Origin of the sequence: Arthrobacter methylotrophus, assembly GCF_039539965.1 — a bacterium.
GTDB lineage: Bacteria > Actinomycetota > Actinomycetes > Actinomycetales > Micrococcaceae > Arthrobacter > Arthrobacter methylotrophus.
This window is the reverse complement of sequence record NZ_BAABED010000001.1, coordinates 537,492-562,639: the sequence shown is the minus strand read 5'-3', so window position 1 is coordinate 562,639 and position 25,148 is coordinate 537,492. Positions and strand designations below refer to the sequence as shown.

Genomic DNA, 25,148 nt, shown 5'->3' with positions numbered 1-25,148 from the left:
TGGGATCCAGTCCCGCGGTCAAACCCTGCTGAGGCTGTCCTCGTCGTCGCTGGAGTCGCTGGAGTCGCTGGAGTCGATTGTGTTGCCGGAGTCGCTGTTCCTGCCGGGAGCCGACGCCATTCCGGAGACAGCTGCCTTCGCCGCGGCGAACTTCTCGTTGAGGCGGGAGTGGCGCTGCCCATAGGCAAAGTAGATGGCGAGTCCGATTACCAGCCAGATGGCGAAGAAGATCCAGGTTTCTACGGCCAAGTTGGTCATCAGGTAGATGCACAGCACAGCCGAGACCACCGGAAGCACCTTGCCGAACGGAACCCGGAAGGCCGGCTTCAGGTCCGGACGCTTCTTCCGGAGGACCAGGATTCCCAGGCTCACCATGACGAAGGCCGAGAGCGTGCCGATATTGATCATTTCTTCCAGAAGATCCACATTGGTCAGCCCGGCCACGATTGCCACGGCTGCACCACAGATGATCTGGAGGCGGACCGGCGTCGAACGTTTCTCGCTCGTCTTGGACAGCGCACGCGGAAGCAAACCATCGCGGCTCATGGCCAGGACAACCCGGGCCAGGCCCATAAGCAGCACCATGATGACGGTGGTCAAACCGATCAAGGAGCCAAAGGCGATGACCTTGGCCGCGTCGGTGTTTCCAACCGCTTCGAAGGCCGTGGTGAGGGTGGGGTTTTTGGCTTGGGCCAGCTGCGTGTAGGACACCATGCCTGTCAGGGCCAAGGACACGAGGATGTACAGCAGTGTTACCAGCGCCAGGCCGCCGAAGATGCCACGGGGCAGGGTCTTCTGCGGGTTCTTGACCTCTTCAGCGGAGGTAGCCACCACGTCGAAACCGATGAAGGCAAAGAAGACCAAGGCCGCACCGGCGAAGATGCCCAGCGTTCCGTACTGCGCCGGAACCGCGCCGGTGAGGAAGCCGAAGAAGGATTGTTTCATGACATCCGCGCCGTCCGTGCCGCCGGTTGGCTGCGATGCCGGGACGAAGGGGGTGAAGTTGGAGAACTTCACATAGCTGAAGCCGACCACAATCACGAACAGCACCACGGCGATCTTGATCAGCGTGAAGATGTTGCCCACGCGGGCGGAGAGCTTGGTGCCGAGCACAAGGAGCACCGTGAAGATGGCAACAATCAGGAAGGCGCCCCAGTAAAGGTCCACCCCCGCGATATTCAGCGCCGGTGGCATGTCCACGCCCATGAGCGCGAACACCTTGCTCAGGTAGATGCCCCAGTACTTGGCGATGACCGCAGCAGCCGTGAAGAGTTCAAGAATGAGGTTCCAGCCGATGATCCAGGCGAGGACTTCGCCCATGGTGGCATAGGTGAAGACGTAGGCGGACCCTGCGACCGGGATGGCAGTGGCAAATTCGGCGTAGCACATTATGGCCAGGGCACACGTCACGGCAGCGACAGCGAAGGAGACCGTCACGGCGGGCCCCGCAAAGTTCGCGGCAGCTTTGGCGCCAACAGAGAAGATCCCGGCCCCGACTGCGACCGCGACGCCCATGATCATCAGATCCCAGGTGCTGAGGGAACGCTTCAGCTTGCGTCCGGGTTCATCGGCGTCCGCGATGGACTGCTCGATTGATTTGGTCCGGAAGAGGTTCATAGGAGAGTCCACAATCTTGATGAGCTGGTAGAAACAGACTTATCAAGGTTAGTGTCCGACCTGTGGACAAATCATATTTGTCCCGGATGGTGAGACGCATAGCGGCTGGCCTCACACCGTGGAGACGTTCCAATCCATCAAAGTGGAGCGGATGAGGAAGCGCTTGCCCTCCGGCGATTCCACGGAGAAGCCACTCCCCCGGCCGTTCACCACGTCAACCGTCAGATGGGTGTGGGACCAGTAATTGAATTGTTCCCGGGACATCCAGAACTCCAAAGGCTGCGGCCGTTCGCGGTCGCCGATGTCGAAGAGTCCGAGCAGAACGTCCGAATCTCCCGTAATGAACTCGCCGGCCGGGTAACACATAGGTGAGGAGCCGTCGCAGCACCCACCTGACTGGTGGAACATGAGCGGGCCGTGTTGCTTCCACAGCTTCTGGAGGAGTTCGATGGAAACGGCGGTGAGCGCCACCCGGGAAAAGTCTTCCCCTGGCAGCGTCACTGCGGCGTCAAGCCTATTCTGGGACATTAGAACGTCAGCACCACACGGCCATCGATCTTGGCGTGCTTCATCTCGTCAAAGACGGCGTTGACCTCGGAAAGTTCCCGAGTGGACACGGTCGGATGGATCTTGCCCTGCGCGTAGAAGTCCAGCGCTTCTTCCAGGTCCTGCCGGGTGCCCACAATTGAACCGCGGACGGTCAGGCCCTTGAGCACAATCTCGAAGATCGGTGCAGGGAAGTCGCCCGGAGGAAGCCCGTTGAAGACGATGGTTCCGCCGCGTCGAGCCATGCCGATCGCTTGCTCGAATGCCGACGGGTGCACTGCGGTGACCAAAACGCCATGGCATCCTCCGGTTTCGCGCTGGATGACTTCAGCAGGATCTTCGTGCAGCGCATTGACGGTGAGCTCCGCGCCGTGCTTCTTGGCCAGGGCGAGCTTGTCGTCGGCGATGTCCACTGCCGCCACCCGGAGGCCCATGGCCACTGCATACTGGACTGCAATGTGTCCCAGTCCCCCGATGCCGGAAATAGTGACCCATTGTCCGGGCCTGGCCTCGGTCATCTTCAGTCCCTTGTAGACGGTGACGCCGGCGCACAGCACCGGGGCAACCTCCACGGGGTCCGAACCTGCCGGAATCCTCGCGGCAAACCGGCTGTCCACCAGCATGTACTCCCCGAACGAGCCGTCCACGCTGTAGCCCGCGTTCTTCTGGGCTTCGCACAGGGTTTCCCAGCCGGTTCGGCAGTACTGGCAGTCGCCACAGGCGGACCAAAGCCAGGCGTTGCCCACAAGGTCCCCGACGGCGAGGTCGGTGACGCCCTCGCCGAGGGCCACCACTTCGCCCACGCCTTCGTGGCCCGGAACGAACGGCGGTGAGGGCTTGACCGGCCAGTCCCCTTCCGCAGCGTGCAGATCGGTGTGGCAGACGCCGGTGGTGATTACCTTGACCAGTGCTTCCCCTCGGCCCGGAACGGGTATGGGAAGGGACTTCACCTGAAGGTCTTTTCCGAATTCAGTTACTACGGCTGCTTGCATTGTCGTCGTCATTGGCGAAATCCTTGCGTCGTTAAAGCCAGGTGGTGCGGGTTGGGGCGATGCTGCTTTCCTGAGGGGTGGCCCGGGTGGTGGGGCGGGGAGGGATCTGTGCTGAACCCTCCCCGCCGGGCTAAGTACGGTCTAGAAGAAGCCGAGCTTGTTTTCGTTGTAGCTGACCAGGAGGTTCTTGGTCTGCTGGTAGTGGTCCAGCATCATGGCGTGGTTTTCACGTCCGATGCCGGAGGACTTGTACCCGCCGAACGCGGCACCGGCCGGGTAGGCGTGGTAGTTGTTGACCCAGACACGGCCGGCCTGGATTTCCCGGCCTGCCCGGTAGGCGACGTTGCCGTTGCGGGACCACACGCCGGCGCCGAGCCCGTATAGGGTGTCGTTGGCGATGCCGATGGCGTCGTTGTAGTCGCTGAACCTTGTCACGGACACCACGGGGCCGAAGATTTCCTCCTGGAAGATCCGCATCCGGTTGTGGCCTTCGAAGATGGTCGGCTGGACGTAGTAACCGCCGGCCAGGTCGCCGTCGAGCTGGGCGCGCGCGCCGCCGGTGAGGACCTTGGCGCCTTCCTGCTTTCCGATGTCGATGTAGGAGAGGATCTTCTCCAGCTGGTCGTTGGAGGCCTGTGCACCCAGCTGCGTGTCCGTGTCCAGCGGGTTGCCTTGAATGATCTTGTTGGTGCGTGCCACGGCGTCGGCCATGAAGGAGTTGTAGATACCTTCCTGGACCAAAGCGCGGGAGGGGCAGGTGCATACTTCGCCCTGGTTGAAAGCGAAGAGCGTGAAGCCTTCCTGGGCCTTGTCGTAGAACGCATCGTTCTGCGCGGCGACGTCGTCGAAGAAAATGTTCGGGCTCTTGCCGCCCAGTTCAAGGGTCACCGGGATCAGGTTCTGGGACGCGTACTGGCTGATCAGCCGGCCCGTGGTGGTTTCACCGGTGAAGGCGATCTTGCGGATCCGCGAACTGGACGCGAGGGGCTTACCGGCCTCGACGCCGAAACCGTTGACCACGTTGACCACCCCGGCGGGCAGCAGGTCCCTGATCAGTTCCATCAGCACCAGGATCGAGGACGGAGTCTGCTCGGCAGGTTTGAGGACGACGGCGTTGCCAGCGGCCAGGGCCGGGGCGAGCTTCCACACGGCCATCAGGATAGGGAAGTTCCACGGAATGATCTGGCCCACCACGCCCAGCGGCTCACGGAAGTGGTACGCCGTCGTGTCTTCGTCCAGTTGGGACAGGTGGCCTTCCTGGGCCCGGATCGCGGAGGCGAAGTAGCGGAAGTGGTCCGCCGCCAAGGGGATGTCCGCGTTCAGGGTTTCCCTGACGGGCTTGCCATTGTCCCAGGTCTCGGCCACGGCCAGCAGCTCGGTGTTCTCATCGATCCGGTCCGCGATCTTGTTGAGGACCGCGGCGCGTTCCGCAGCGGAGGTCTTGCCCCAGGATGGAGCCACTTTGTGCGCGGCGTCGAGAGCCAGTTCGATGTCCTCGGCCGTGCCACGCGCCACCTCGCAGAAAGCCTTGCCGGTCACGGGGGTGATGTTCTCGAAGTACTGCCCCTTGACCGGGGCAACCCATTCGCCGCCGATCCAGTTCTCGTAACGATCCTTGAACGTGACCTTCGAACCCTCGGCACCTGGCTGTGCATAAACAGTCATCTGTAGCTCCTTTGCTGCGCATGATGGTGGCTTTGCTGTGCCATCAGCGTAGGAGCAGGGAGGTTGCAAGCAGGTTGCAACCTTGTGGTTCAGATCACTTAGAGGCCTGCGGGGAACGCGTACGAACTCGGAAGCGGTGAGGGAGCCGCACCGTAGGAGAGCACTACCTCGTCGTGGGCCTTGAGGACGACGTCGGCGACAGGAACAGCCTGCTTCGAACCGTTCACGTAAGCTGTCCATCCGATGGTTCCGCCATGCGGCGCTCCGGTGGCGTCCTTGCCGTCCAGGACTCCCCATTCACTGAGCACTTGGCCCAGGGTGTACTTCAGGCCGGCCGTGGGGGCTTCGATGTGGATGACGCCGGATGTGTCGTGGGTGTGCAGTGCCGAGATTCCGTTTGCCTGCCCGTCGGCTCCGAAACTGAAGCCGATGTCAGCCGGGACGGTGACGGGCTTGCCGTCGACGAGGACGTCCAGATGGGCGTGGTAGTGCTCGGCGGTGCCTTCAGCGCTCAGGATATCCAAGCCGGCGGCCTTGATCCTTTGGGCCCCTGCAGCGGGATCGAGTTCCCAGCCGACGGTTCTGCCCTGCGGTGCACCAGTTGCCGAATCGGAAGTCGCCGGCGATGACGGCGCTGATGAGGCGGGTGCCCCGCAAGCGGTGACGCCGATAAGGAGTCCGGACACGGTCAGGGCGACGGCGAGGCGTTGGTTCAACACGGAGGAGGCTTCTTTCGTTTGGCTCGGTTCTACAATACGGGCGAAAACTTCGTATTTCCCAAGAGCCGCACGACACACCTGCGTCAGGCCGACAGTTCGCTTTCCAATCGTTCAAGCTCGGCGACGACGGCGGCCCGCTTGGGCGAGCGCGGCGGCAGGAGCTTGAGGGCGGCAAGCCGGACGTCGACGTCGTTCTTCGCCTCGGGCAGACCGGCATACTTGAGCAGCGCCTCGGCGCTGCCGTCGTTGAGGACCGCCTCGCGCAAGAGCGCCGAGACCTTCTGGCGGAGCTCCACAATGCCGGGGGCTTCTGAATGCGGAAGGACGGCGCCTTTGTAGATCTCCAAAGCGATGCGGTGGGCGCCCCGCTGCAGGCAGGAAAGAACCTGGGCGGCATCCTGGCCGAGGTCGATCGGGAGCCGATACGGTCGGGATTCCGGGACTGCAGCGGGGTCAAGCTCATGGAGTACCTTGCGAAGGCGCACCATTTCGGCCCGAAGTGTGACGGGGGAACCATCTCCCGGATACAAGGCCAGGGCGAGCTCCTCGGCGCTGAGCCCCTCTGGACAGGTGCCCAGCAATGCCAGGATCTCGCTGTGCCTGGCGGAAAGCGGGATGCTGCGCCCTCCGATGCTCAATAGCGCTTGGTCCCGGCCGAGTAGCTGGAGGCTGTTCCGGTACAGCCCCGAGCCCTGCGGCGAGCCGGCGACGGAAGGCGAGTTCCGGCGTCGGACAGCCACCATTCGTTTGGTGGCTGCGAGCTGCAGCCTTTCCACCCGCAATTGGGCCTGCGCGGCGGCCACCGTTGCTTCGACGAGGGACAGCGTGTGGGGTGCGACGGCGGCTTCCGTGCCGGTGATGTCGACCACGCCGAGGAGCGCTCCGGAGTCAGGGTCATGGAACGGCACGGCGGTGCAGCTCCACGGATGGACGGCGCGCTTGTAGTGCTCCGCGCCCGAGATCTGGATGCCACGCCCCAAGGCGAGCGCCGTGCCTGGCGCGCTCGTGCCGACGGCGGCTTCGGACCAGTCGGCACCCGCAACGAACATCATGCCTTCGGCGCGCCGACGCATCGCAGGATTTCCGTCCACCCACAGCAGCCGGCCGAGCTCGTCCCCCACAGCCACCAGCAGCCCGCTCTCAGAGCTGGGCTGGATGAGGAGCTTCTGGATCACAGGCATGATGGTGGCCAGCGGATGTTGGCGGCGGTATTCCTCAAGCTCGTCGAAGTCCATGGCCACTGGAGCTTCGGGTTGGTCCGGATTCGCCTTGAGCTGTGCGGACCGCTGCCAGGATTCCTTGATCAGGCGGCGTAGGCCGGGAAGCTCCGGGGCATCAGGAAGCCCGTAGCGCCACGAATCGAGGTGCTCGTGTCCGGCGCGTGCATGGTGCTGCAGCAGCTCGGCGACGTCGTTGACCGAGGCTGCCGGATGGATCGGATTCTTCATCGAACTCCCAAAACCGGTCTCGGCACAGTACCGGCCAGTCTAGTTGCGTCGCGAAGCTTTGCCTATGGGTGGTCAGCGAGGGCCGCTAGGCGCGCGAGATCTCGATCATGTCCTCGCGCGGGACTACCTTGACGCGTTCGCGTACGACGCCGGCGTCCGGGTTTTCTGCCGTCCAAGCGGCACCGAGGGCTGCTTCGTGCGCATCGAGCTTGTTCCAGCCTTCCCAGGTGGTGTATTCGATGCCCCGCTCGTCCAGGAGGTTGATGATGGCCTGTGGGTCCGGATTCTCGGCCGGGGGCAGCGTGAGCCGGTCCTCCAGGAGGCAACCGATGGTCTCCAGGGCGTCGCCCTTGGTGTGACCGATCAGGCCGACGGGTCCACGCTTGATCCAACCCGTCGCGTAGATGCCCGGCACCGGCTTGCCGTCGGCGTCCAGCACCCGCCCGCCGTCGTTGGGAACGACACCACGGCGCGCATCGTACTCGAGCTCGTCCAACGGGGAACCGTGGTAGCCGATGGCGCGGTAGACGGCCTGGATCGGATAGTCCACGAACTCGCCGGTGCCCTTGACGTTTCCTGTGCCGTCCAGTTGCATGCGCTCGAACTTGATGCCGGAGACTTTCCCGGAGCCGTCTTCGGAAACGATCTCTACCGGGCTGTGCAGGAAATGCAAGTGCAAGCGGCGGGAAGAGGGCTGCTCGGCTTCGGCATGTTCCTCGACGAGCCAGTTGGTCAGCGTATTGACCATGGTCTTGATCTGGTTGTTGCTGCGGATAGCCTCGTCAGAGGCTTCGTCGAACTCGAAATCCTCCGGGTACAACACAATGTCCACGTCGTTGGAGTGCGAGAGCTCGCGCAGTTCCAACGGTGTGAACTTGATCTGGGCAGGGCCGCGGCGGCCGAAGACGTGGACGTCCGTGACCGGCGAAGCCTTGAGCCCCGCGTAGACGTTGTCCGGGATTTCAGTCACCAGGAGGTCGTCGGCGTGCTTGGAGAGCATGCGGGCCACGTCCAGCGCCACGTTGCCGTTGCCGATGACTGCTACTTCCTTGGCATCCAGCGGCCATTCGCGGGGAACGTCCGGGTGTCCGTCATACCAGGAGACGAAGTCGGCCCCACCGAAGGAGCCTTCCAGCTCGATTCCGGGGATGTTCAGCTCCGCGTCCTTGATGGCGCCCGTGGAGAAGATCACGGCGTCGTAGAAGGACCGGAAGTCATGCAGCGTGAGGTCGCGGCCGTACGTCACGTTGCCGAGGAAGCGGATGTCTCCGCGATCCAGCACCTTGTGAAGCGCGTTGACGATGCCCTTGATGCGGGGATGGTCCGGTGCCACCCCGTAGCGGATCAGGCCGTAGGGCGCCGGGTATGCTTCGAAAAGGTCGATGCTGACCTCGACGTCGCCATCCTTGACCTCGCTGGATTTGGTCAGGATATCCGCGGCATAGACGCCGGCCGGTCCTGCGCCGACAATAGCGACGCGCAGTGGACGTTTGGACGTGGTTTCGGCCGAGTTGGACACCGTGAACCCTTCTGAGACAGGAATCGCCCCGCGTGGTGGGGCGCGCAGTTTCCAATTCTAGTTGTCAGTTGCCTGCGGAGTGTCAGTCCATGGCGGGAGGTGACACGCGCAGACAAGGAAAATCACAGTAACTTTCCGGCCGTACGGTCAGGAATACCTTCGCAAAATATGGTGTTCTTGACACTGTGTCTACGCCCGAGCAAACCGCCTCCGCCCAGTCCGCCACCACCGCTTCGAACGCTGCAGCCGCCTCCGCCGCCACGGCAAAGAGCGCAAAGAAGGAGACGACGGCGGGCGTGGTGTTCGGTATCGGAGCATACGGGCTGTGGGGGCTGCTTCCGCTCTACTTCGTGACGCTGCAGCCCGCCGAAGCGGTGGAAATTGTCGCCAACCGAGTGATCTGGTCGCTGATCTTCTGTGCCCTGCTCATCACCATCACCCGGACGTGGCATCTTCTCGGCAATGCTTTCAGAGACCGGGCCGTTCTCGGACCGCTCACCATAGCCGCCGGGCTGATCGCCATCAACTGGCTGACCTACACCTTCGGGGTCACCACCGGGCATGCCGTCGAAGCCTCGCTCGGATACTTCATCAACCCCCTCGTCTCTGTGCTCCTCGGCGTGTTCGTCCTGAAGGAAACGCTCCGCCCGCTCCAGTGGGCCGCCGTCGGGATCGGTTTCATCGCCGTCGGCGTACTGACGGTTTCCTATGGCAAGCTGCCGTGGATCGCGTTGGTCCTGGCCTTCACGTTCGGGCTGTACGGTTTCGTGAAGAAGCGCGTGGGACCGAAGGTCAATGCCGTCACGAGCCTCACCGTCGAGACAGTGGTTCTCGCCCCGATCGCCGGCGCCACGATGATTGCTCTGGGCCTTACAGGAGCCGGGACCTTGGGAAGCAACGGCCCCGGCCACTTCTGGCTACTTGCGGCTTCGGGCATCATCACGGCCGTGCCGCTCTTGTTCTTCGGCGCTTCTGCCCGCCGCCTGCCCATGACCACCATCGGCTTGCTGCAATACTTCGCGCCGATCCTCCAGTTTATCGTGGCCCTCGCCGTCTTCCACGAAGCCATGACCCCCGACCGCTGGGTGGGCTTCGGCATCGTGTGGTTGGCTCTGCTCCTCCTGACCCTCGACATGCTCCGCACCGCACGCAAGAACTCGGTCATCAGGAAAAGGGCAAAGCTCAGCGCCGCCTCGGCCAGCTAGCCCGCGCCCGCGAACCAGCTAGCTTTGCGCGCCCGCGCTTCCCCCATGGACATGCCCCTCGTTAAACGCCAAGGATGGACATAGCAGCACTATGTCCATCCTTGGTGCGCACAGGTGGGCATGTCCACCTCTGGTGGTGGCTAGGAGTTGGCCTTGATAGCCGCTGCCAGGACGTCGAGGCCGTCAAGGAGCAGTTCGTCGCTGATGACCAGCGGCGGCAGCAAGCGGATCACATTGCCGTAGGTACCGCAGGTAAGGATGATGACGCCTTCCTGAAGACACGCAGCCGCAACTGACTTGGTCAATTCCGCGTTCGGTTCCTTGGAACCGGCCTGCACCAATTCGATCGCCAGCATGGCACCGCGCCCACGGACGTCGCCGATGACCGCACCGGCAGAAGGATCAGCCGCGAGTTCACGCAGGCGACCGAGTGCGATTTCCTCGATGTGGCGAGCCCGGGCGTTGAGGTCGTGTTGTTCCATGGTGCCGATGGCAGCCAGAGCTGCGGCACAAGCAACCGGGTTGCCGCCGTAGGTGCCGCCGAGGCCGCCCGGGTGGACGGCGTCGAGCAGCTCTGCGCGGCCGGTGATGGCGGACAGCGGGAGACCGCCGGCAATGCCCTTTGCCATGGTGATGATGTCGGGGACAACACCTTCGTGGTTGACGGCGAACCATTCGCCGGTCCGGCAGAAACCGGACTGGACCTCGTCTGCAATGAAGACGATGCCCTTTTCCTTGGCCCAGGCGGACAGCGCCGGCAGGAAACCAACGGCTGGGACGATGAAGCCGCCCTCGCCCTGGATCGGTTCGATGATGATCGCGGCAACCTGCTCGCTACCGATCTGCTTCTCGATCATGGTGATGGCGCGCTTGGCGGCCTCGGCGCCCGTGATCTCGGGGTTTTCCTCACGGAACGGGTAGCTCATCGGCATGCGGTAGACCTCGGGCGCGAACGGGCCAAAGCCACCGGCAGGGCCAGACTTGTACGGCATGGCCTTGGCGGTGAGCGCCATGGTCAGGTTGGTGCGGCCGTGGTAGGCGTGGTCGAAAGCGACGACGGCGTCACGACCGGTTGCCAGGCGTGCCACCTTGACGGCGTTCTCCACGGCTTCGGCACCCGAGTTGAACAGCACGGTGCGCTTCTCGTGGTCGCCCGGGGTGAGTCGGTTCAGCTGCTCGGCCACGGCAACGTAGCCCTCGTAAGGCGTGACCATGAAGCACGTGTGGGTGAAGTGCGCTGCAGCGTCCTGGACGGCGGCGACGACGGCGGGGTCCGAGGCGCCGACGCTTGTCACGGCGATGCCGGAGCCCAGGTCGATGAAGGAGTTGCCGTCGACGTCGCGGATGATGCCGCCGTCGGCGTCCTCAACGTAGACCGGGACGCCCGAGGAGACTCCGGCGGCGACGACGGCCGAGCGGCGCTCGTTCAGGGCCTGGGACTTGGGGCCTGGGAAGGCGCCTTTGATGTTGCGCTTCTGGTCCAGGCGGTAGGTGATTTCATGTGCTGTTGCGGTCATGATGGTTCTTTCTTTCTTATGCGTGCCGTGTTTGGGTCCAGGACTGCCGGTGGGGACTCAGGCATCAAGTGCAGACATGACGTGCTTGATGCGCGTGTAGTCCTCGACGCCGTACATGGACAGGTCCTTGCCGTAACCGGACTGCTTGAAGCCGCCGTGCGGCATCTCAGCGGTCAGCAGGATGTGGGTGTTGATCCAGACCGCTCCGAAGTCCAGGTCGCGGCTCATCCGCATGGCGGTGCCGTGGTCCGTGGTCCAGACGCTGGATGCCAGGGCGTATTCGACGTCGTTGGCCAACTCGAGTGCCTCGGCCTCCGTGGTGAATTTCTGGACGGTGATAACGGGTCCGAAGGTCTCCTTCTGAACCACGTCGTCAGTCTGCTTGGCGCCGGTGATGATGGTGGGCTCGAAGAAGAAGCCCTTCTCACCTGCACGGTGGCCGCCGGTTTCGATCCTGCAGTTGGCCGGCAAATGCTCCACCACCGAGGTCACGGCGTTGAAGTGGTTCACGTTGTTGAGCGGACCGAAGTAGTTTTCGTCGTCGTTCTGGGAACCGGTGTGCAGTGTCTTGGTGTGCTCCACCATGGCAGCAACCATGTCGTCATGGATGGAATCTTCGATCAGCACGCGGGTGATGGCCGTGCAGTCCTGGCCGGCGTTGAAGAATGCGAATTCGGCGATCGCCGCTGCGCTCTTCTTGATGTCGGCGTCCTTGAAGACGATCGCCGGGGCCTTGCCGCCGAGTTCCAGGTGAGCACGCTTGAGGCCCTTGGCCGCGCCAGTGGCCACGGCGATGCCGGCGCGGACGGAGCCGGTGATGGAGACGAGGCCCGGCACCTTGTGCTCAACCATCATGGCGCCGGTGCCGGCGTTGCCGAGGACCACATTGAGCACGCCGGCCGGGAAGATTTCCCCTGCCAGCCGGGCCAGGACCAAGGTGGATTCCGGAGTGGTGTCCGAAGGCTTGAGCACCACGGTGTTGCCCGCGGCAAGGGCGGGACCGATCTTCCAGATGCCCATGAGGAACGGATAGTTCCATGGTGCAACCTGGGCGACGACGCCGATCGGTTCGCGGCGGACGTACGAGGTGTGGCCCTCGAAGTATTCGCCGGCGGACTTGCCCTCCATGATGCGCGCGGCTCCGGCGAAGAAGCGGAGCTGATCTGCGCCGGCGGCAACTTCCTCGGAGGCGATGAGGGCGCGGACCTGGCCGGTGTTGCGGTGCTGTGCCTCAACGAGCTCGTCGCTATTGGCTTCGATGGCATCGGCGAGCTTGAGCAGCATGAGCTGGCGCTGGCCAGGGGTGACATGCTTCCAAGACTTGAAGGCTTCTTTCGCAGCGTTCATGGCAGCATCTACGTCGGCCGCCGTAGAGATCGGCGCATGAGCGACAATCTCCCCGTTGGTGGGGTTCACGATGTCGAGCAGTTCGGTTCCTGCCGGCGTGATGAACTCGCCGTTGATGAAGTTCTGCAAGGTTTGGACCACGGTGTACAACCTCTTTCAGTGTCTAGGTATTGGTTGCAGCTGCTCCGAGCCTATGCCAGCACCCCGCGGCGCGGAATAGGCAGATGCACACCCTACACACGCCAGCTTCGTGCGAATGACCAGTGCCGGGATATCCTTTCTGGATGGCAATGTCTCTCGCCGCGCTCGTCGGTGTCCCCTCTCTTCGGTTACGCAAAGCCGGCCTCGCGGAAACCACCTGGAACGAAGATATCCGCTGGGTGGCCGTGACCGAGCAGGAAGATCCGCAACGTTTCCTCAATGGCGGCGAACTGATCCTGACTACGGGACTCCGGCTGAACGGCGCTGCGGAACAACGTCGCTTTGTGCGCCAGGTCCAGCGCGCCGGGGCCGTTGGCATCGGCTTCGGCACAGGCCTGACCCATGATTCCGTGCCTTCGGCCCTGGTTGCCGAGGCGAACCGCTGGGGCCTGCCCTTGGTGGAAGTCCCGTACGAGACCCCCTTCATCGCCATCGGCAAACTCGTCGCGGATTCACAGTCCGCGGACCACTACTCCAAGTTGGAGCGCCTCATCGCCGGGCACCAGATCCTGGCCCGGGCCCTGTTGACCGGTGGCGGTCTGGGAGAATTGCTTAAGCAGTTGGGCAGCATGCTCCGGACCGACATCGCGCTTACGCAGTTCAGCGCCCAGCTCTACAACAGCGTGGCCGGCAACCCCGCACCGACGGCCGACGATTGGGCCTCTTTCCCCATCCCGACCGGCCGCCGCGACGCCTGCACCCTGTGGATCAAGGAACCCTTCGGTGACACAGGGATTGTCGGTTATGCGCAGAACCTGATCAGCGTGGAACTCAACAACATGGTCAAGCAACGCCAGAGCCAGCGGGCCCTCGCCGGCCAGGTGCTGGACGACGTCATCCACGGAACGCTGGACACGGTCGAGGCCGCCCGCCGCCTGGCCGGCGTCGGAATCAACAGCACCCGCAAGAACGTGGTGCTGCTGGTGGTTTCCGCGGCCCATCACAAACAACTCAGCAGCACCTCGCTACCGCAGTCCCTCGACGCCGGGGTGACCGCCGTCGTCGGGAAGGATCTGGTGACGGTGGTGCCCGACGACGGCAGTTCCGCGAGCGCGCTCGCCAAGGACCTCAGCGATCATCTTTTGGAAGCCGGGATCCACGCGATGATCGGTATCGGCGGCGCCTACACCAAGCCGAACGGCGTGCGCTGGAGCTACTTTGAAGCGCGCGACGCCGTAGCCCACGGGCTGCCGGTCAACGAGCCCGAAAGGCTCAGCCTGACATCGCTGTTGCTAGCAAGCGAAGACGTGCCGCTCGCCGACATGGCCAGTGAAGCCCTCACTCCCCTGCGCAAGTTCGACGCCGCCCACGGCTCCGAACTCGTTTCGACCCTGGAAAGCTACCTCAACCACAATGGTTCCGTGGCCGCCGTCGCCGAAGCCCTGACCTTGCACCGCAACACGGTGCGGTACCGTCTGGCTCAAATCACGGACCTGACCGGCTACGACCCGGCCCAGACTGCGGACCGGGTGCAGTTGTGGCTCGCCTTGGCGGTGCAGCGACTCGGATCGCGCACCCTGCGCTGACAGGCCCGCATGGCTCCGGCCCCAACTAACTCGCATTTGTTGTCGTTTTGCCGCGTCAAAACGACCACTAGTGCGAGCTAGTTGGGCTCCACGGCGACTGGGAGATTCTCGCCACAAAACTTCCGGCACCAAACATCAAACGTCTAACCTTTAGATATGGCTTCAACTCACCCGGCACCCCACGCCCTGGAAGCAACCCCTCTGCCGGCCATCGGCGGAACGGTGGCACCCAAATCCCGTATGGTCGCCGTCGTCGGGATCATCGCCGTCATCCTGATCGGCCTGAACCTCCGCGCCGGCATCACCAGCGCGGCGGCATTGTTCCATGATCTGCAAGCCTTCCTCGGTTACGGGGCGCTCGTGGCGTCCATTCTTCCGTCCATCCCCCTCCTGTGTTTCGCCGTCGCGGGTCTGGGCACTTCCTGGTTGTCGCGCCGGATCGGCGTCGAAAAGTCGATCTTCGTGGCGCTGGCGATGTTGGCTGCCGGTCTTCTGGTCCGCAGCATCCCCGCAACCGGCGCCCTCCTCGCCGGAACAGTGCTGGCGATGTCCGGCCTGGCGGTGTGCAACGTGGCCATGCCGTCATACATCCGTGAGCACTACGCGGCCAAAACCTCCATGATGACCGGCCTCTACACCTTCACGATGTCCGGTGGTGCGACCTTCGCCGCCGCGGTCAGCGTGCCCCTTGCCGAGCAACTTGGCTCGCCGTCGATGGGCCTGGCCGCTTGGGGCATCCTTGGCGTCGCCGCGCTTCTTGGCTTCCTGCCGATGGTCCTCCACACCCATCGCACTTCCCGCACGGCCAAGCAAGAGCACATCTCCATGTGGCCGCTCCTGCGCACGCGCCTAGGAATCCTGATCACTGCCATCTTCACGCTGCAGGCCTTCCTTGCATATGCCGTGATGAGCTGGTTTGCCTACATTCTGACCAGCCAAGGGCTCAGCGCTTCCGAGAGTGGCCTGCAGTTCGGACTGATGCAGCTGGTTTCCGTAGCTGGCGGCATGATTCTGCTGGTCATCGGCTCGCGACCCCGCATGATGCGGCCTGCCCTGTACCTAGGGAGCGTGACCACTCTGGTGGGCATACCCTCAATGCTGTTGCTGCCGACGTCGTTCGCTGCGGTTCCCGCCGTGCTGTTCGGTTTCGGGCTGGGCATCTTTCCGCTGGTACTGGTGATCATCAGCCGCAGCGGGCGCACGACGGCGGAGACCACCGCCATGTCCACCGTCGCCCAGTCCGTGGGCTACTTGATTGCGGCCTTGGGGCCTTTCGGGATGGGCCTGCTCCACAGTGCTACCGGCGCCTGGACCCTCCCGCTGACTCTTTTGGCGGCCGTAGCCGTCGCCCTCATCGTGACCTGCCACCTGTTGACCAGCAAACGCACGCCGCTCAAGGCCGGACCGAGGGCCGTCGCATGAGCCTGACGCCTTCGCACCGTCCCGCCCTGGCCGAGGAAGTCACCGGGCAACTGCGGGGCATGATCCAGTCCGGAGAGTGGCCGCTGCAGGAGAAGATTCCGGCCGAGCCGGAACTCATGGCGTCGCTCGGAGTCTCGCGCGGCACCCTGCGCGAAGCCATCAAGGCCTTGGCACACAGCGGAATGCTTGAGGTTCGGCGCGGTGACGGAACGTATGTCCGGGCCACCAGCGAGATCTTCGGCGCGGCGCAGCGGATGTACAAGGAACACACGCAGGAGCACGTGGTCGAGGTCCGCGTGGGGCTCGACACCCAGGCCGCCCGACTGGCCACGAAGCACGCTACGGCCGACGATATCGCCGGCATGCGGGCCCTTCTCCAGGAACGCAACGACGCATGGCTCGCGGCCGACTACCCCGCGTGGGCCCGAGCGGACTGGGACTTCCACGAACGGGTGGCGCTGGCGTCCGGCAACCCTTTGCTGCACGAGTTGTACGTATCCTTCGGCGGGGTCTTCCATGACGATCTCCTTCGCCAGCAGCGCAGGTCCGGCTTCAACGGCACCCCCCACGAAGGCCACGACGAGCTCGCCGACGCCATCGAGGCGCGCGACGAGGCTGCCGCCGTCGCAAGCGTCTACCGCAACCTGGACTTCGCAGCGGACTGGCTCACCAGCTAATACGCCCCCTTCTCCCCAACGCCCGCTCAGCTATTCGCCCAAAACCGCGGACCCTCGCTCACTTCAGGTGAGCGAGGGTCCGCGGGAAACACCCCATAAGTGAGCGAGCGTCGGGCGTTAGCCGGGATTGCTTGTGAGTTCGACGCCGGCGCCCGCCGCCTCGCCGAAGTGTCCGTCGATAAGCACCACGTCGCGGCCGACCCGGTGCAGGAGGCTCGCGGCGACGGCGGCACGGTATCCAGAGGTGCAATGCACCCAAGTCCGCACATCCGGCACCTCGTCCAGCCGGAGCAAAAGCTCATGAAGCGGAACGTTCACTGCCCCCGACACATGGGAGGCGGCAAATTCCTCGGTACGGCGCACGTCCAGCACTGTTTCATCCGAGGTTCGGTTTTGTACCAATCCCGCCCAGTCGGCAACTGGGTAATGCACCAAGGGGGTGCCTGGCGCGAGGGCCCCGGGATCTTCACCGACGGCGGCATCCGGGGAGTCGATTCCGATCCTGGCGAGGTCGCGGACGGCGTTTTGGACGTCGTCGTGGGCTCCCAGCAAGGTCAGCGGCCTGTTCCATGGCAGGACCCAGCCGAGATAGCTCGTGAAGCTCGATCCTGTCCCGTATTCAAAAGCCACGCTCCCCCGCAGGTGGCTGGCGGCGAACGCCACGCGGCGGCGCAGGTCCACCACCCATTCTCCGGCCTCGAGCCTGCGCTCCAGTTCCGCGGATTCCACCGATTTCGGCACCTCGAGCATCGCGGGGCCTGGGCCGAGGGCGTTGAGCGGGCTCATGTGTGCGTAGTAGCTCGGATAGGCCGTGATATTGGCCAGGAGGTGCCTGACGAAGTGGTCTTCGTCAGGGTCTGTCAGGGCGTGGTTGGTGGCGGCCTGCTCGCCGATGGTCGAAGCGGGGACCCTGCTCGCGGGGCCGATGGAGCAGAACGAACCAAAGCCATGGGTGGGATACAGGACCGCTTCCGGCGCTGCTTCAGCCACCAGCCGCCGAACGGACGCATACTGGTCATGAGCCAGTCCGGCAGTGTCTTCCGGGGCGATCAAGTCCGTGCGTCCCACCGAACCGTAGAGCAGGCTTCCACCGGAAAACACCGCTTGCCGGATGCCTGTGCCTGCGTCGGGATCCGAAACGACATAGGCCAGATGCGTGTGTGTATGGCCGGGAGTAGCCACTGCCTTCACGGAAAGCCTGCCCACCTTGAACGTCTGCCCTGGAACAACGGGCTTACGGTCAAACGCCACGTTGTCTGCGGCGTTTACGAGGTACACGGCGTGGTGGTCCCGCGCGAGGACAAGGCCACCCGTGACGTAGTCATTGTGGAGGTGGGTTTCCGCGACGTGCGTGATCGCCACCCCCGCGCTGCGAGCGGCCGTTTCGACGCGGTCGGTATCGCGCTGGGGGTCGATCGCGAGCGCCACCGTACCGTCATGAACGAGGTAGCTGCGGTCCCCCAATTGGGTCGTTTCGACGACGACGACGTCCATGCGGAGAGTCTGACATGAAAATGAGGTTGGCTCCATAGTTAGCGGCGATTGTGGCTGGGGAACAGGGCAGCTTGTTCGGGCCGGCATCTATCGGGTTGCCGTGAGTGGTTCGATGGTGACTTTGTAGCCCAGGGATTCGAGTTGTCCGATCGCGTGGGCCTTGGTCCTGGAGGGTGTGCGTCGGGTGAAGTAGTCGGCTCCCGGGTCCCGGTAGAGTTCGCCGGTGGTGAGCATGTGCCAGACGGTGGTGAGCATGGCGTGTTCGACGGCGACGAGTGCTTTGACGGGTCCGCGCCGGGACGCGATGCGCCGGTATTTGGCGGACTTGACCCTGCCGGCGGACTCGTTGGCTCCCGGGGACGTGCCTGCCCAGGATGCCAGCTGTTGAGGTGTCGGGAAGACGCTCATGTCGGCCCCGGTTTCGGCGATGAAGACCTCGGCCACGGTGGTGCTGAATCCCGGGATGCTGATCAGGAGTTCCCGGGCGTCGCGAAAGGGTTCCATCGCCTCCTCGATCCTGGCACTGAGGTCGTTGATGTCGGTGGTGTGGGCGTCGATCCGGTGCAGATACAGGGCGGCCATGTAGCGGTGATGGTCAAGGAACCGTCCGGTCAGCGCATCGGTGAGCTCGGGGATCTTCGCACGCATCCGCCCGTGATGTCCGTAGCCACCGAGGAGAGCTTGATGCACGCATCCTCGAGGAGTTTCTCGAGCCGCTGCACTTCCCGGGTGCGCTCCCGGGTGATGACGGTCCGCGCCCAGGTCAGGTCCCGCAGCTCACGGATCGGCGGCGGTGGCACGAAGGAGGCCCTCACCAGCCCGTGAGCGCCCAGATCAGCCAGCCACGCAGCGTCGGAGACATCGGTTTTGCGGCCCGGAACGTTCCTGGCGTCGCGGGCGTTGACCAGGATGACCTCCAGCCCGTCCTCCTCAAGAAGATAGAAAAACGGGCGCCAGTAATCGCTGGTCGCTTCCATCACGACCAGAGTCACACGCTCGTTGAGCAGGTGTTCCTTCAGGTCCAGGATCTGTCCGGTCATCGCGGCCCAGGTCGTGACGGTGGACGTGGTCGGCCGGTTCCCGCGGCCTTGGACACGGACGCAGACCTTCGCGTCCTTCTTCGACACATCGACACCCGCGCAGCGCGGGTGTTCCGGGGAGGGCGTATATACAACAAATCTGACATTCGTGCTCAAAAGGCAACAATCCACGATCCCGCGGACAAAAAACTGTGCCCTCCACCACCAAACTAACCCACAGGCTCACGGGCACCATAGACGTATCGGGGACAACCGAAACACACTTACCAAGTCTGCCCGCATACCGCTCCACAGCACCAGAAGGCTGACCGCCCCAGGTTCCCGGGACGCATATTTTCCACCCCCACGACGGAGCGAAGCCCCTCGGGAACTGACCCTGATACCAAACAACGCGGGGTCACTTAGCGCCCATTCCGATGCTCCGGATGGGCTCCAAGTGACCTCGCGTTGCCTGGGCCTCGCCTTGTAGCCCTAGACCTGAGCGGCGACCCCGTCGCGGGAGATGTCCACCATGTCCTCGCGCGGCACAACCTTGATGCGCTCGCGCTGGACCTCGACGCCGTGGGAGGTACCGGCGTCGGACGCGGCAGCCCCCAAAGCGAGCTCGTGGGCATCCAAGGCCAGCCAGCCTTCCCAGCTGGTGAACTTCACGCCGCGGGCGTCCAGGAGCTCGACGACGGCGTCCGCCTCGGGAGCGGGGGCGAACGGCAGGTTTTCGCGGTCTTCCAAGAGGTACGTGACGGTCTCCAGCGCGTCGCCCTTGGTGTGGCCGATCAAGCCGATGGGTCCGCGCTTGATCCAGCCGGTGGCGTACAGACCGGGAACGTGCTCGCCGGAAGCGTCCAGGACGCGTCCGCCGTCGTTGGCGACGACCCCGCGCCGGTGGTCGAATTCGACGTCCGGCAGGGCAGAACCGAAGTAGCCGATGGCACGGTAGACGGCCTCGACCGGGTAGTCGATGAACTCGCCGGTACCACGCGCGTTGCCCGTGCCGTCCAATTCGGTGCGCTCGAACTTGATCGCCGCGACCTTGCCCGGAGCCTCTGCGGAATCCACGATTTCTACGGGGCTGTGCAGGAAGTGCAGGTGCAGGCGACGGGAGGCCTTGAGCTCGGAGAGGTCCTCGGGCTGCTCGGCGATCCAGTTGGTGAGGGTACCCACCATGGTCTTGGTCTGGTTGTTCGTCTGGATCTGGCGGTCCGACTCTTCGTCGAACTCGAAGTCCTCGGCATAGAGGATGATGTCCACGTCCTTGGAGTGGGACAGCTCGCGGAGTTCCAGCGGGGTGAACTTCACCTGGGCCGGACCGCGGCGGCCGAAGACGTGCACGTCCGTGACCGGGGACGCCTTGAGTCCGGCGTAGACGTTGTCCGGGATTTCGGTGACCAGAAGGTCATCTGCGTGCTTGGAGAGGACGCGGGCCACGTCGAGCGCCACGTTTCCGTTGCCAAGCACGGCAACCGAGGTGGCTTCGAGCGGCCATTCGCGGGGAACGTCCGGGTGGCCGTCATACCAGGAGACGAAATCCGCGCCGCCGAAGGAGCCCTCCAGCTCGATGCCGGGGATGTTCAGGTCCGCATCCTTGATGGCGCCGGTGGCGAAGATGACGGCGTCGTAGTGGGTGCGCAGGTCTTCGATGGAGATGTCAGTGCCGTAGTCGACGTTGCCGAAGAAGCGGATGTCGCCGCGGTCCAGGACCTTGTGGAGGGCGTTGACGATGCCTTTGATGCGTGGGTGGTCAGGGGCGACGCCGTAGCGGATCAGGCCGTAGGGGGCCGGGTAGCGGTCGAAGAGGTCGATGCTGACGGTCAGCTCGCCGCTCTTGACGGCTTCGCTCTTGGTCAGGATGTCCGCGGCGTAGACGCCGGCCGGGCCGGAGCCGACGACGGCGACGCGCAGCGGACGTGCGGCGGTTCCTACGGTGGTGCTAGATGACACGGCTGTGTTCCTTTTCTTCGGTGCCACCCAACTAGCTCGCATTTGTTGTCGTTTAGACGGCTCATAACGACAACAATTGCGAGTTAGTTGGGTGAGGGCTAGGGGGTGGCGACGCGGGGCTTGTTGGGGGTCAGGGTGCTGTAGTCAGCGGTCTTGAAATGTGCGGGGGCGAACGGGCTCACACGCACCACGTCGCCAATCACAATCACTGCGGGATTCGCGACGCCGGTGGCCTCGGCTTGCTCGGCAATGGTTGCCAGAGTGCCGATCGTGACGCGCTGTTCGGGCATATAGCCGTTCTCTACGATACCTACCGGAGTGTCCAAAGGCATTCCGGAGCAAACGAGGGCCGCGGCGGATTCCCGAAGTTTGGCGACACCCATGAGCAGGATCACAGTGTGGTCCGGACGGGCCGGGACCTCAGACAGTTCTTCGTGGCCGGTCACCACGCTGAAGCCCTTCGCGAGTCCGCGGTGCGTTACGGGAATCCCTGCCGCCGCGGGCACGGAAATCGCCGACGTGACGCCGGGAACCACTTCAACCTCGACGCCGTTCTGCCGGCAGAATTCCGCTTCCTCGCCACCGCGGCCCAGGACATAGGGATCGCCGCCCTTGAGCCGCACCACGCGGTGGCCAGCCAGGGCCTCCTCCACAAGGATCCGGTTGATCTCCAGTTGCGGCACGGGGTGGTGGCCGGGAGTCTTGCCGACCTCGATCACGCGGACATCCGGCGCTAGTTCCCGCAGCAAGTCGCGCGGTCCAAGGCGGTCCGCCACCACGACGTCGGCCTGGCTCAGGAGGCGACGGCCGCGGACCGTGATGAGCCCGGAATCGCCCGGACCGCCACCCACGAGTGCGACGCTTCCGGCGGAGGCCCGACGGCGGCGGAGCGGCAGGTCACCCGTCACAAGCGCGGTGGCAACGGCGTCGCGCAGCGCCATGGCACGGCGGGGGTCTCCCCCGGCGTTGATGGCGATCTTGACATCGTCCACTACGGCGACGGCCGGGGTCCATGCAGCCGAGGATTCGTGGTCCGAGGCGTTGACGCACCAGATGCGCTGCGCTTCGGCGTCGGCGGCTACTTGGGCGTCAACAGCGACAACGCCGGTGGCCGTCTGGACGAACCAGACGCCGTCGACGTCGGAAGAAAGGTAAGTGCGCGGCTCCCAGGTGAGCAGCCCGGAGGCCGCGAGTTCGCGGAGCGCGTCGGAGGCAACGGGAGCCACCACGGTCACCCGGGCACCGGCGTCGAGCAGGCCCTTGGCGCGTCGCGCAGCCACGGGTCCGCCGCCCACCACGAGCACCGGGCGGCCAAGCAGCCGCAGGGCCGTGGGGTAGATGTCCTGTATTGCCATGAAAAAACTGTAGGGCCGGGCCGTAACATGCTTCAAAGGTCCGGAAACACCAGTTCACGCTAGGTAACCCTGCGTCACATTACGCTCGCGCTGTGGGTGCCTTCCAGCCGATCGCCGGAGCCACGTATGTGGCAATGTTGCCCAGCAGCTTGATGTTGTAGTCCACCCCGAGTTGGTTGGGGACGGTCACCAGCACGGTGTCCGCAGCCTGGACCGCTGCATCTTGCGCGAGTTCCTCCGCCAGGGCATCGGGCGCGCCGACGTAGCTCTTGCCGAATCGCGACAACGCGCCGTCGAGCATGCCCACTTGGTCCCGGTTTTCCGCTTGCCCGCGGAGCCCGAAATAGCGTTCGTCCTCGGCGTCCACCACGGGGATGACGCTGCGGCTGACTGACACGCGCGGTTCGAAGTCGTGTCCGGCCGCTGCCCACGCCTCGCGGAACATGCTGATCTGTTCGGCCTGGAGTTGGTCGAAGGGAACTCCGGTGTCCTCCGTCAGGAGGGTAGAGCTCATGAGGTTCATGCCTTGTTCCGCGGCCCAGACGGCGGTCTTGCGGGTGCCTGCGCCCCACCAGATGCGCTGCGGCAGGCCGGGCGACGACGGCTGGATCGGCAGGAGGCCGCGGCCGCCGCCCATGAAGGAAGGATCGGCTTCGGCTACGCCATGTCCTGCGATGGCGTGCCGGAACACGGCGGTGTGGCGGCGGGCCATGGCCGTGTCGTCCTCACCCTCGGCCGGCTTGTATCCGAAGTACCGCGCACCGTGGAGAGCCGGCTCGGGTGAACCACGGCTGATGCCCAACTGGAGCCTGCCTTGGCTGATGAGATCCGTGGCCGCGGCTTCCTCGGCCATGTACAGGGGGTTCTCGTAGCGCATGTCGATCACGCCGGTGCCCATTTCAATCCGCTTGGTCCGGGCAGCGATGGCGGCCAACAGAGGGAATGGCGAGGCCTGTTGGCGTGCAAAATGGTGCACCCGGAAGAAGGCTCCGTTGATGCCAAGCTCTTCGGCCGCGACTGCGAGGTCGATCCCTTGCAGCAAGGCGTCGCCGGCCGAACGAGTCAGCGAGCCTTGGACAGGTCCCCAATGGCCGAAGGAAAGAAAACCGATTCGTTTCATGCCCGCATCAACCACGGGGCGGTCCGGGGAATTCCTTAGCGCGTGCTCCCCGCCAGGAGGCCACGGCGCAGCAGGAGGCGGCGTTCGATCGGGGCGAAGACCAGAAGTTCAATCAGGATGCCCACGAACAGGATGGCGAGGATCGCGGACATGACCGTGGCCATGTCCGACAAGGTGCGTCCCTGGTCCAGAAGCGAACCGAGTCCGAAGCCGATGGTGCCACCCACCGCGATGATCTCGGCGGCCATGAGGGAACGCCAAGAGAAAGCCCAACCCTGTTTGAGTCCGCTGAGGTAGCCGGGGAGGGCCGCGGGCAGCACAATCTGCAAGGCCATCTGGAGCCGGGATGCGCCAAGGACCTTGCCCACGCTCCGGTATTGCGGCGGGATCTGGTCGACGCCGGAAATCAAGCCGTTGATGATGGACGGGATGGCACCCATCAGGACAACGAAGTACACGGTCCCGTCCGAGAGTCCGAACCAGATGATGGCGGCCGGAACCCAAGCCACCGACGGCAGCACCTGGAGCCCGGAAATGAGCGGCCCGAAGGCACGGCGCAGCGGCTGCACCTGCGCGAGGAGCAAGCCCACGGGCGTGGCCACGGCAACGCTGATGAGGAAGCCGATGACCCCGCGCTGAAGTGAGGTCCAGATGGCTTCTTGGGCTTTGCCTTCGGCCCAGAGGGCACCGAACTGGCCCAGGACATCAAGCGGGCCGGGGACCTGGTCGCGGCGCTTCAAGCCGAGGGAGACGTAGAACTGCCACGCCAGGATCAGCACCAGGAGTGCCGCGATCGGGAGGATGATCCGGGCCCAGTCGATACGTGCCTTGCGGTGGGCATCCGACTGCAATTTGTCCAGGCCGGCTTCGAGGTCCCGGAGTTCGTCCGGGTTTCCCTTCAGGGACGGCGAGGTGATGTGCCGGGCCGCCTCGGTGTCCGGCAGCGTGCTCTCCGCGGTGCTTTCGCCGGCGGGGAGTGTTTCTTGTTCAATTGGCATGGCGGCGGATTTCCTCACGCAGGCGGCGGGTAATGGTTCCGGTCAGCTCCCCGGCACGGCCGGCGTCGGTCCGGTGTTCCTCGGTGACGTTCCACTCGGCAACAACCCGTCCCGGACGGGAGGAGAGCAACAGGACCCGCTGGCCCAGCCGGACGGCTTCGCGCACGTTGTGCGTCACGAACACGATGGTGCGGCCGGTTTCCTTCCAGATCCGCTCTAGCTCGTCATGCAGGAGGTCCCGGGTGATGGCGTCGAGGGCGGCGAACGGTTCGTCCATGAGCAGCAGTTGCCGGTCCTGTGCCAACGCGCGGGCCAGGGCGACGCGTTGGCGCATGCCGCCGGAGAGCTCGTGCGGGCGCTTCTCCCCAGCGCCGCCCAAATGGACGAGGTCCAGCAACTCGCCTGCACGGGCGGCACGCGACGCTTTGCTCAGGCTGCCGGGCTTGTCCGCGAGCTTCAGCGCGAGTTCGATGTTGCCGCGGGCAGTGAGCCACGGGAACAGCGCGGAATCCTGGAACATGAAGGCCGCGCCGTCGCTGGGCACCTCCAGGGCGCCCGACGTCGGCTGGTCCAGCCCCGCGAGGATGTTCAGCAGGGTGGATTTGCCGCAGCCGGACGCACCGAGCAGGGCGACGAACTCGCCTTGTTCGATGGTGGCGTTGACGTCGTCCAGCACCGGGGCGCCGTCGCCGAAGCGTTTACCCAAGTGTTCCAGTACGACTGGCATGGTCCCGTCCTTCGTTTGTTGCTTTGTTAGTGAATGTGCACCCAACTAACTAGCAGTTGTTGTCGTTATGAGCCC

General features: G+C 64.4%; 19 protein-coding genes and 1 pseudogene. 4 read left to right on the top strand and 16 right to left on the bottom strand.

All coding sequences use genetic code 11. The features are described from left to right. Positions 1-18: 18 nt before the first annotated feature. From ABD884_RS02795 to ABD884_RS02765, 7 genes are all read right to left on the bottom strand, one after another. A complete protein-coding gene (locus tag ABD884_RS02795; RefSeq protein ID WP_345035764.1) occupies positions 19-1,617 on the bottom strand; it encodes an amino acid permease in 1,599 nt (532 codons plus the stop codon). 111 nt (positions 1,618-1,728) lie between these two features. Further along, the gene (locus ABD884_RS02790; RefSeq protein WP_345035760.1) at positions 1,729-2,145 is read right to left on the bottom strand and encodes a DUF779 domain-containing protein; all 417 of its coding nucleotides are present in this window, start codon (positions 2,143-2,145) and stop codon (positions 1,729-1,731) included. Then, complete coding sequence (gene adhP, locus ABD884_RS02785) at positions 2,145-3,167, bottom strand: alcohol dehydrogenase AdhP (protein WP_345035756.1); 1,023 nt, start codon at positions 3,165-3,167, stop codon at positions 2,145-2,147. Before adhP ends, ABD884_RS02790 begins: the two co-directional genes overlap by 1 nt. 129 nt (positions 3,168-3,296) lie before the next feature. Then, on the bottom strand, positions 3,297-4,820 hold the full coding sequence (exaC, locus tag ABD884_RS02780) for an acetaldehyde dehydrogenase ExaC (RefSeq protein ID WP_345035750.1): 1,524 nt from the start codon (positions 4,818-4,820) through the stop codon (positions 3,297-3,299). A gap of 98 nt (positions 4,821-4,918) precedes the next feature. Beyond that, positions 4,919-5,539 carry a hypothetical protein gene (locus ABD884_RS02775; protein ID WP_345035743.1) on the bottom strand — a complete coding sequence of 207 codons (621 nt, stop codon included), beginning with the start codon at positions 5,537-5,539 and terminating at the stop codon, positions 4,919-4,921. A gap of 83 nt (positions 5,540-5,622) precedes the next feature. Then, positions 5,623-6,987, bottom strand: coding sequence for a GAF domain-containing protein (locus ABD884_RS02770; RefSeq protein ID WP_345035740.1), 1,365 nt, complete (start codon positions 6,985-6,987; stop codon positions 5,623-5,625). A gap of 85 nt (positions 6,988-7,072) precedes the next feature. Next, on the bottom strand, positions 7,073-8,506 hold the full coding sequence (locus ABD884_RS02765; protein WP_345035730.1) for an FAD-dependent oxidoreductase: 1,434 nt from the start codon (positions 8,504-8,506) through the stop codon (positions 7,073-7,075). A 296-nt stretch (positions 8,507-8,802) separates the two neighbouring features. On the opposite strand from ABD884_RS02765, the gene rarD reads away from it, so the two are divergent. Next, positions 8,803-9,711 (top strand): EamA family transporter RarD, encoded by a 909-nt coding sequence (gene rarD, locus ABD884_RS02760; protein WP_376955379.1) that lies wholly within the window; start codon positions 8,803-8,805, stop codon positions 9,709-9,711. A 140-nt stretch (positions 9,712-9,851) separates the two neighbouring features. Here the strand turns inward: rarD and gabT are convergent, their stop codons facing one another. Together gabT and ABD884_RS02750 are read right to left on the bottom strand one after the other, a co-directional pair. Beyond that, a complete protein-coding gene (gene gabT / locus ABD884_RS02755; protein WP_345035719.1) occupies positions 9,852-11,228 on the bottom strand; it encodes a 4-aminobutyrate--2-oxoglutarate transaminase in 1,377 nt (458 codons plus the stop codon). Positions 11,229-11,285: 57 nt separating this feature from the next. Then, complete coding sequence (locus ABD884_RS02750; protein ID WP_345035712.1) at positions 11,286-12,716, bottom strand: gamma-aminobutyraldehyde dehydrogenase; 1,431 nt, start codon at positions 12,714-12,716, stop codon at positions 11,286-11,288. A 143-nt stretch (positions 12,717-12,859) separates the two neighbouring features. On the opposite strand from ABD884_RS02750, the gene ABD884_RS02745 reads away from it, so the two are divergent. The 3 genes from ABD884_RS02745 (at position 12,860) to ABD884_RS02735 (ending at position 16,401) form a co-directional block, all read left to right on the top strand. Continuing rightward, complete coding sequence (locus ABD884_RS02745; protein WP_345035708.1) at positions 12,860-14,302, top strand: PucR family transcriptional regulator; 1,443 nt, start codon at positions 12,860-12,862, stop codon at positions 14,300-14,302. Positions 14,303-14,458: 156 nt separating this feature from the next. Further along, positions 14,459-15,724 (top strand): MFS transporter, encoded by a 1,266-nt coding sequence (locus ABD884_RS02740; RefSeq protein ID WP_376955371.1) that lies wholly within the window; start codon positions 14,459-14,461, stop codon positions 15,722-15,724. Beyond that, positions 15,721-16,401, top strand: coding sequence for a FadR/GntR family transcriptional regulator (locus ABD884_RS02735; protein ID WP_345035705.1), 681 nt, complete (start codon positions 15,721-15,723; stop codon positions 16,399-16,401). Before ABD884_RS02740 ends, ABD884_RS02735 begins: the two co-directional genes overlap by 4 nt. 117 nt (positions 16,402-16,518) lie before the next feature. Here the strand turns inward: ABD884_RS02735 and ABD884_RS02730 are convergent, their stop codons facing one another. The 7 genes and pseudogenes from ABD884_RS02730 to ABD884_RS02700 form a co-directional block, all read right to left on the bottom strand. Continuing rightward, positions 16,519-17,895 carry an MBL fold metallo-hydrolase gene (locus ABD884_RS02730; protein WP_345035699.1) on the bottom strand — a complete coding sequence of 459 codons (1,377 nt, stop codon included), beginning with the start codon at positions 17,893-17,895 and terminating at the stop codon, positions 16,519-16,521. Between the two features lie 87 nt (positions 17,896-17,982). After that, positions 17,983-19,091: pseudogene (locus ABD884_RS02725) on the bottom strand (IS110 family RNA-guided transposase). A 315-nt stretch (positions 19,092-19,406) separates the two neighbouring features. After that, entirely contained in the window at positions 19,407-20,873 is a 1,467-nt protein-coding gene (locus ABD884_RS02720) for an FAD-dependent oxidoreductase (RefSeq protein ID WP_345035691.1), read from the bottom strand. Between the two features lie 98 nt (positions 20,874-20,971). Further along, positions 20,972-22,228, bottom strand: a complete 1,257-nt coding sequence (gene cobA / locus ABD884_RS02715) for a uroporphyrinogen-III C-methyltransferase (RefSeq protein ID WP_345035686.1) — start codon at positions 22,226-22,228, stop codon at positions 20,972-20,974. 79 nt (positions 22,229-22,307) lie between these two features. Next, the gene (locus tag ABD884_RS02710; protein WP_345035683.1) at positions 22,308-23,348 is read right to left on the bottom strand and encodes an LLM class flavin-dependent oxidoreductase; all 1,041 of its coding nucleotides are present in this window, start codon (positions 23,346-23,348) and stop codon (positions 22,308-22,310) included. A 35-nt stretch (positions 23,349-23,383) separates the two neighbouring features. Then, entirely contained in the window at positions 23,384-24,346 is a 963-nt protein-coding gene (locus ABD884_RS02705) for an ABC transporter permease (RefSeq protein WP_345035679.1), read from the bottom strand. Then, complete coding sequence (locus tag ABD884_RS02700; RefSeq protein WP_345035674.1) at positions 24,336-25,073, bottom strand: ABC transporter ATP-binding protein; 738 nt, start codon at positions 25,071-25,073, stop codon at positions 24,336-24,338. Before ABD884_RS02700 ends, ABD884_RS02705 begins: the two co-directional genes overlap by 11 nt. Between the last annotated feature and the right edge of the window lie 75 nt (positions 25,074-25,148).

Coding starts and splice junctions, on each gene's coding strand:
- ABD884_RS02795 (WP_345035764.1), bottom strand. CDS start 1,617: ATGAACCTCTTCCGGACCAAATCAATCGAGCAGTCCATCGCGGACGCC.
- ABD884_RS02790 (WP_345035760.1), bottom strand. CDS start 2,145: ATGTCCCAGAATAGGCTTGACGCCGCAGTGACGCTGCCAGGGGAAGAC.
- adhP (WP_345035756.1), bottom strand. CDS start 3,167: ATGACGACGACAATGCAAGCAGCCGTAGTAACTGAATTCGGAAAAGAC.
- exaC (WP_345035750.1), bottom strand. CDS start 4,820: ATGACTGTTTATGCACAGCCAGGTGCCGAGGGTTCGAAGGTCACGTTC.
- ABD884_RS02770 (WP_345035740.1), bottom strand. CDS start 6,987: ATGAAGAATCCGATCCATCCGGCAGCCTCGGTCAACGACGTCGCCGAG.
- gabT (WP_345035719.1), bottom strand. CDS start 11,228: ATGACCGCAACAGCACATGAAATCACCTACCGCCTGGACCAGAAGCGC.
- ABD884_RS02745 (WP_345035708.1), top strand. CDS start 12,860: ATGGCAATGTCTCTCGCCGCGCTCGTCGGTGTCCCCTCTCTTCGGTTA.
- ABD884_RS02740 (WP_376955371.1), top strand. CDS start 14,459: ATGGCTTCAACTCACCCGGCACCCCACGCCCTGGAAGCAACCCCTCTG.
- ABD884_RS02735 (WP_345035705.1), top strand. CDS start 15,721: ATGAGCCTGACGCCTTCGCACCGTCCCGCCCTGGCCGAGGAAGTCACC.
- ABD884_RS02730 (WP_345035699.1), bottom strand. CDS start 17,895: ATGGACGTCGTCGTCGTCGAAACGACCCAATTGGGGGACCGCAGCTAC.
- cobA (WP_345035686.1), bottom strand. CDS start 22,228: ATGGCAATACAGGACATCTACCCCACGGCCCTGCGGCTGCTTGGCCGC.
- ABD884_RS02710 (WP_345035683.1), bottom strand. CDS start 23,348: ATGAAACGAATCGGTTTTCTTTCCTTCGGCCATTGGGGACCTGTCCAA.
- ABD884_RS02705 (WP_345035679.1), bottom strand. CDS start 24,346: ATGCCAATTGAACAAGAAACACTCCCCGCCGGCGAAAGCACCGCGGAG.
- ABD884_RS02700 (WP_345035674.1), bottom strand. CDS start 25,073: ATGCCAGTCGTACTGGAACACTTGGGTAAACGCTTCGGCGACGGCGCC.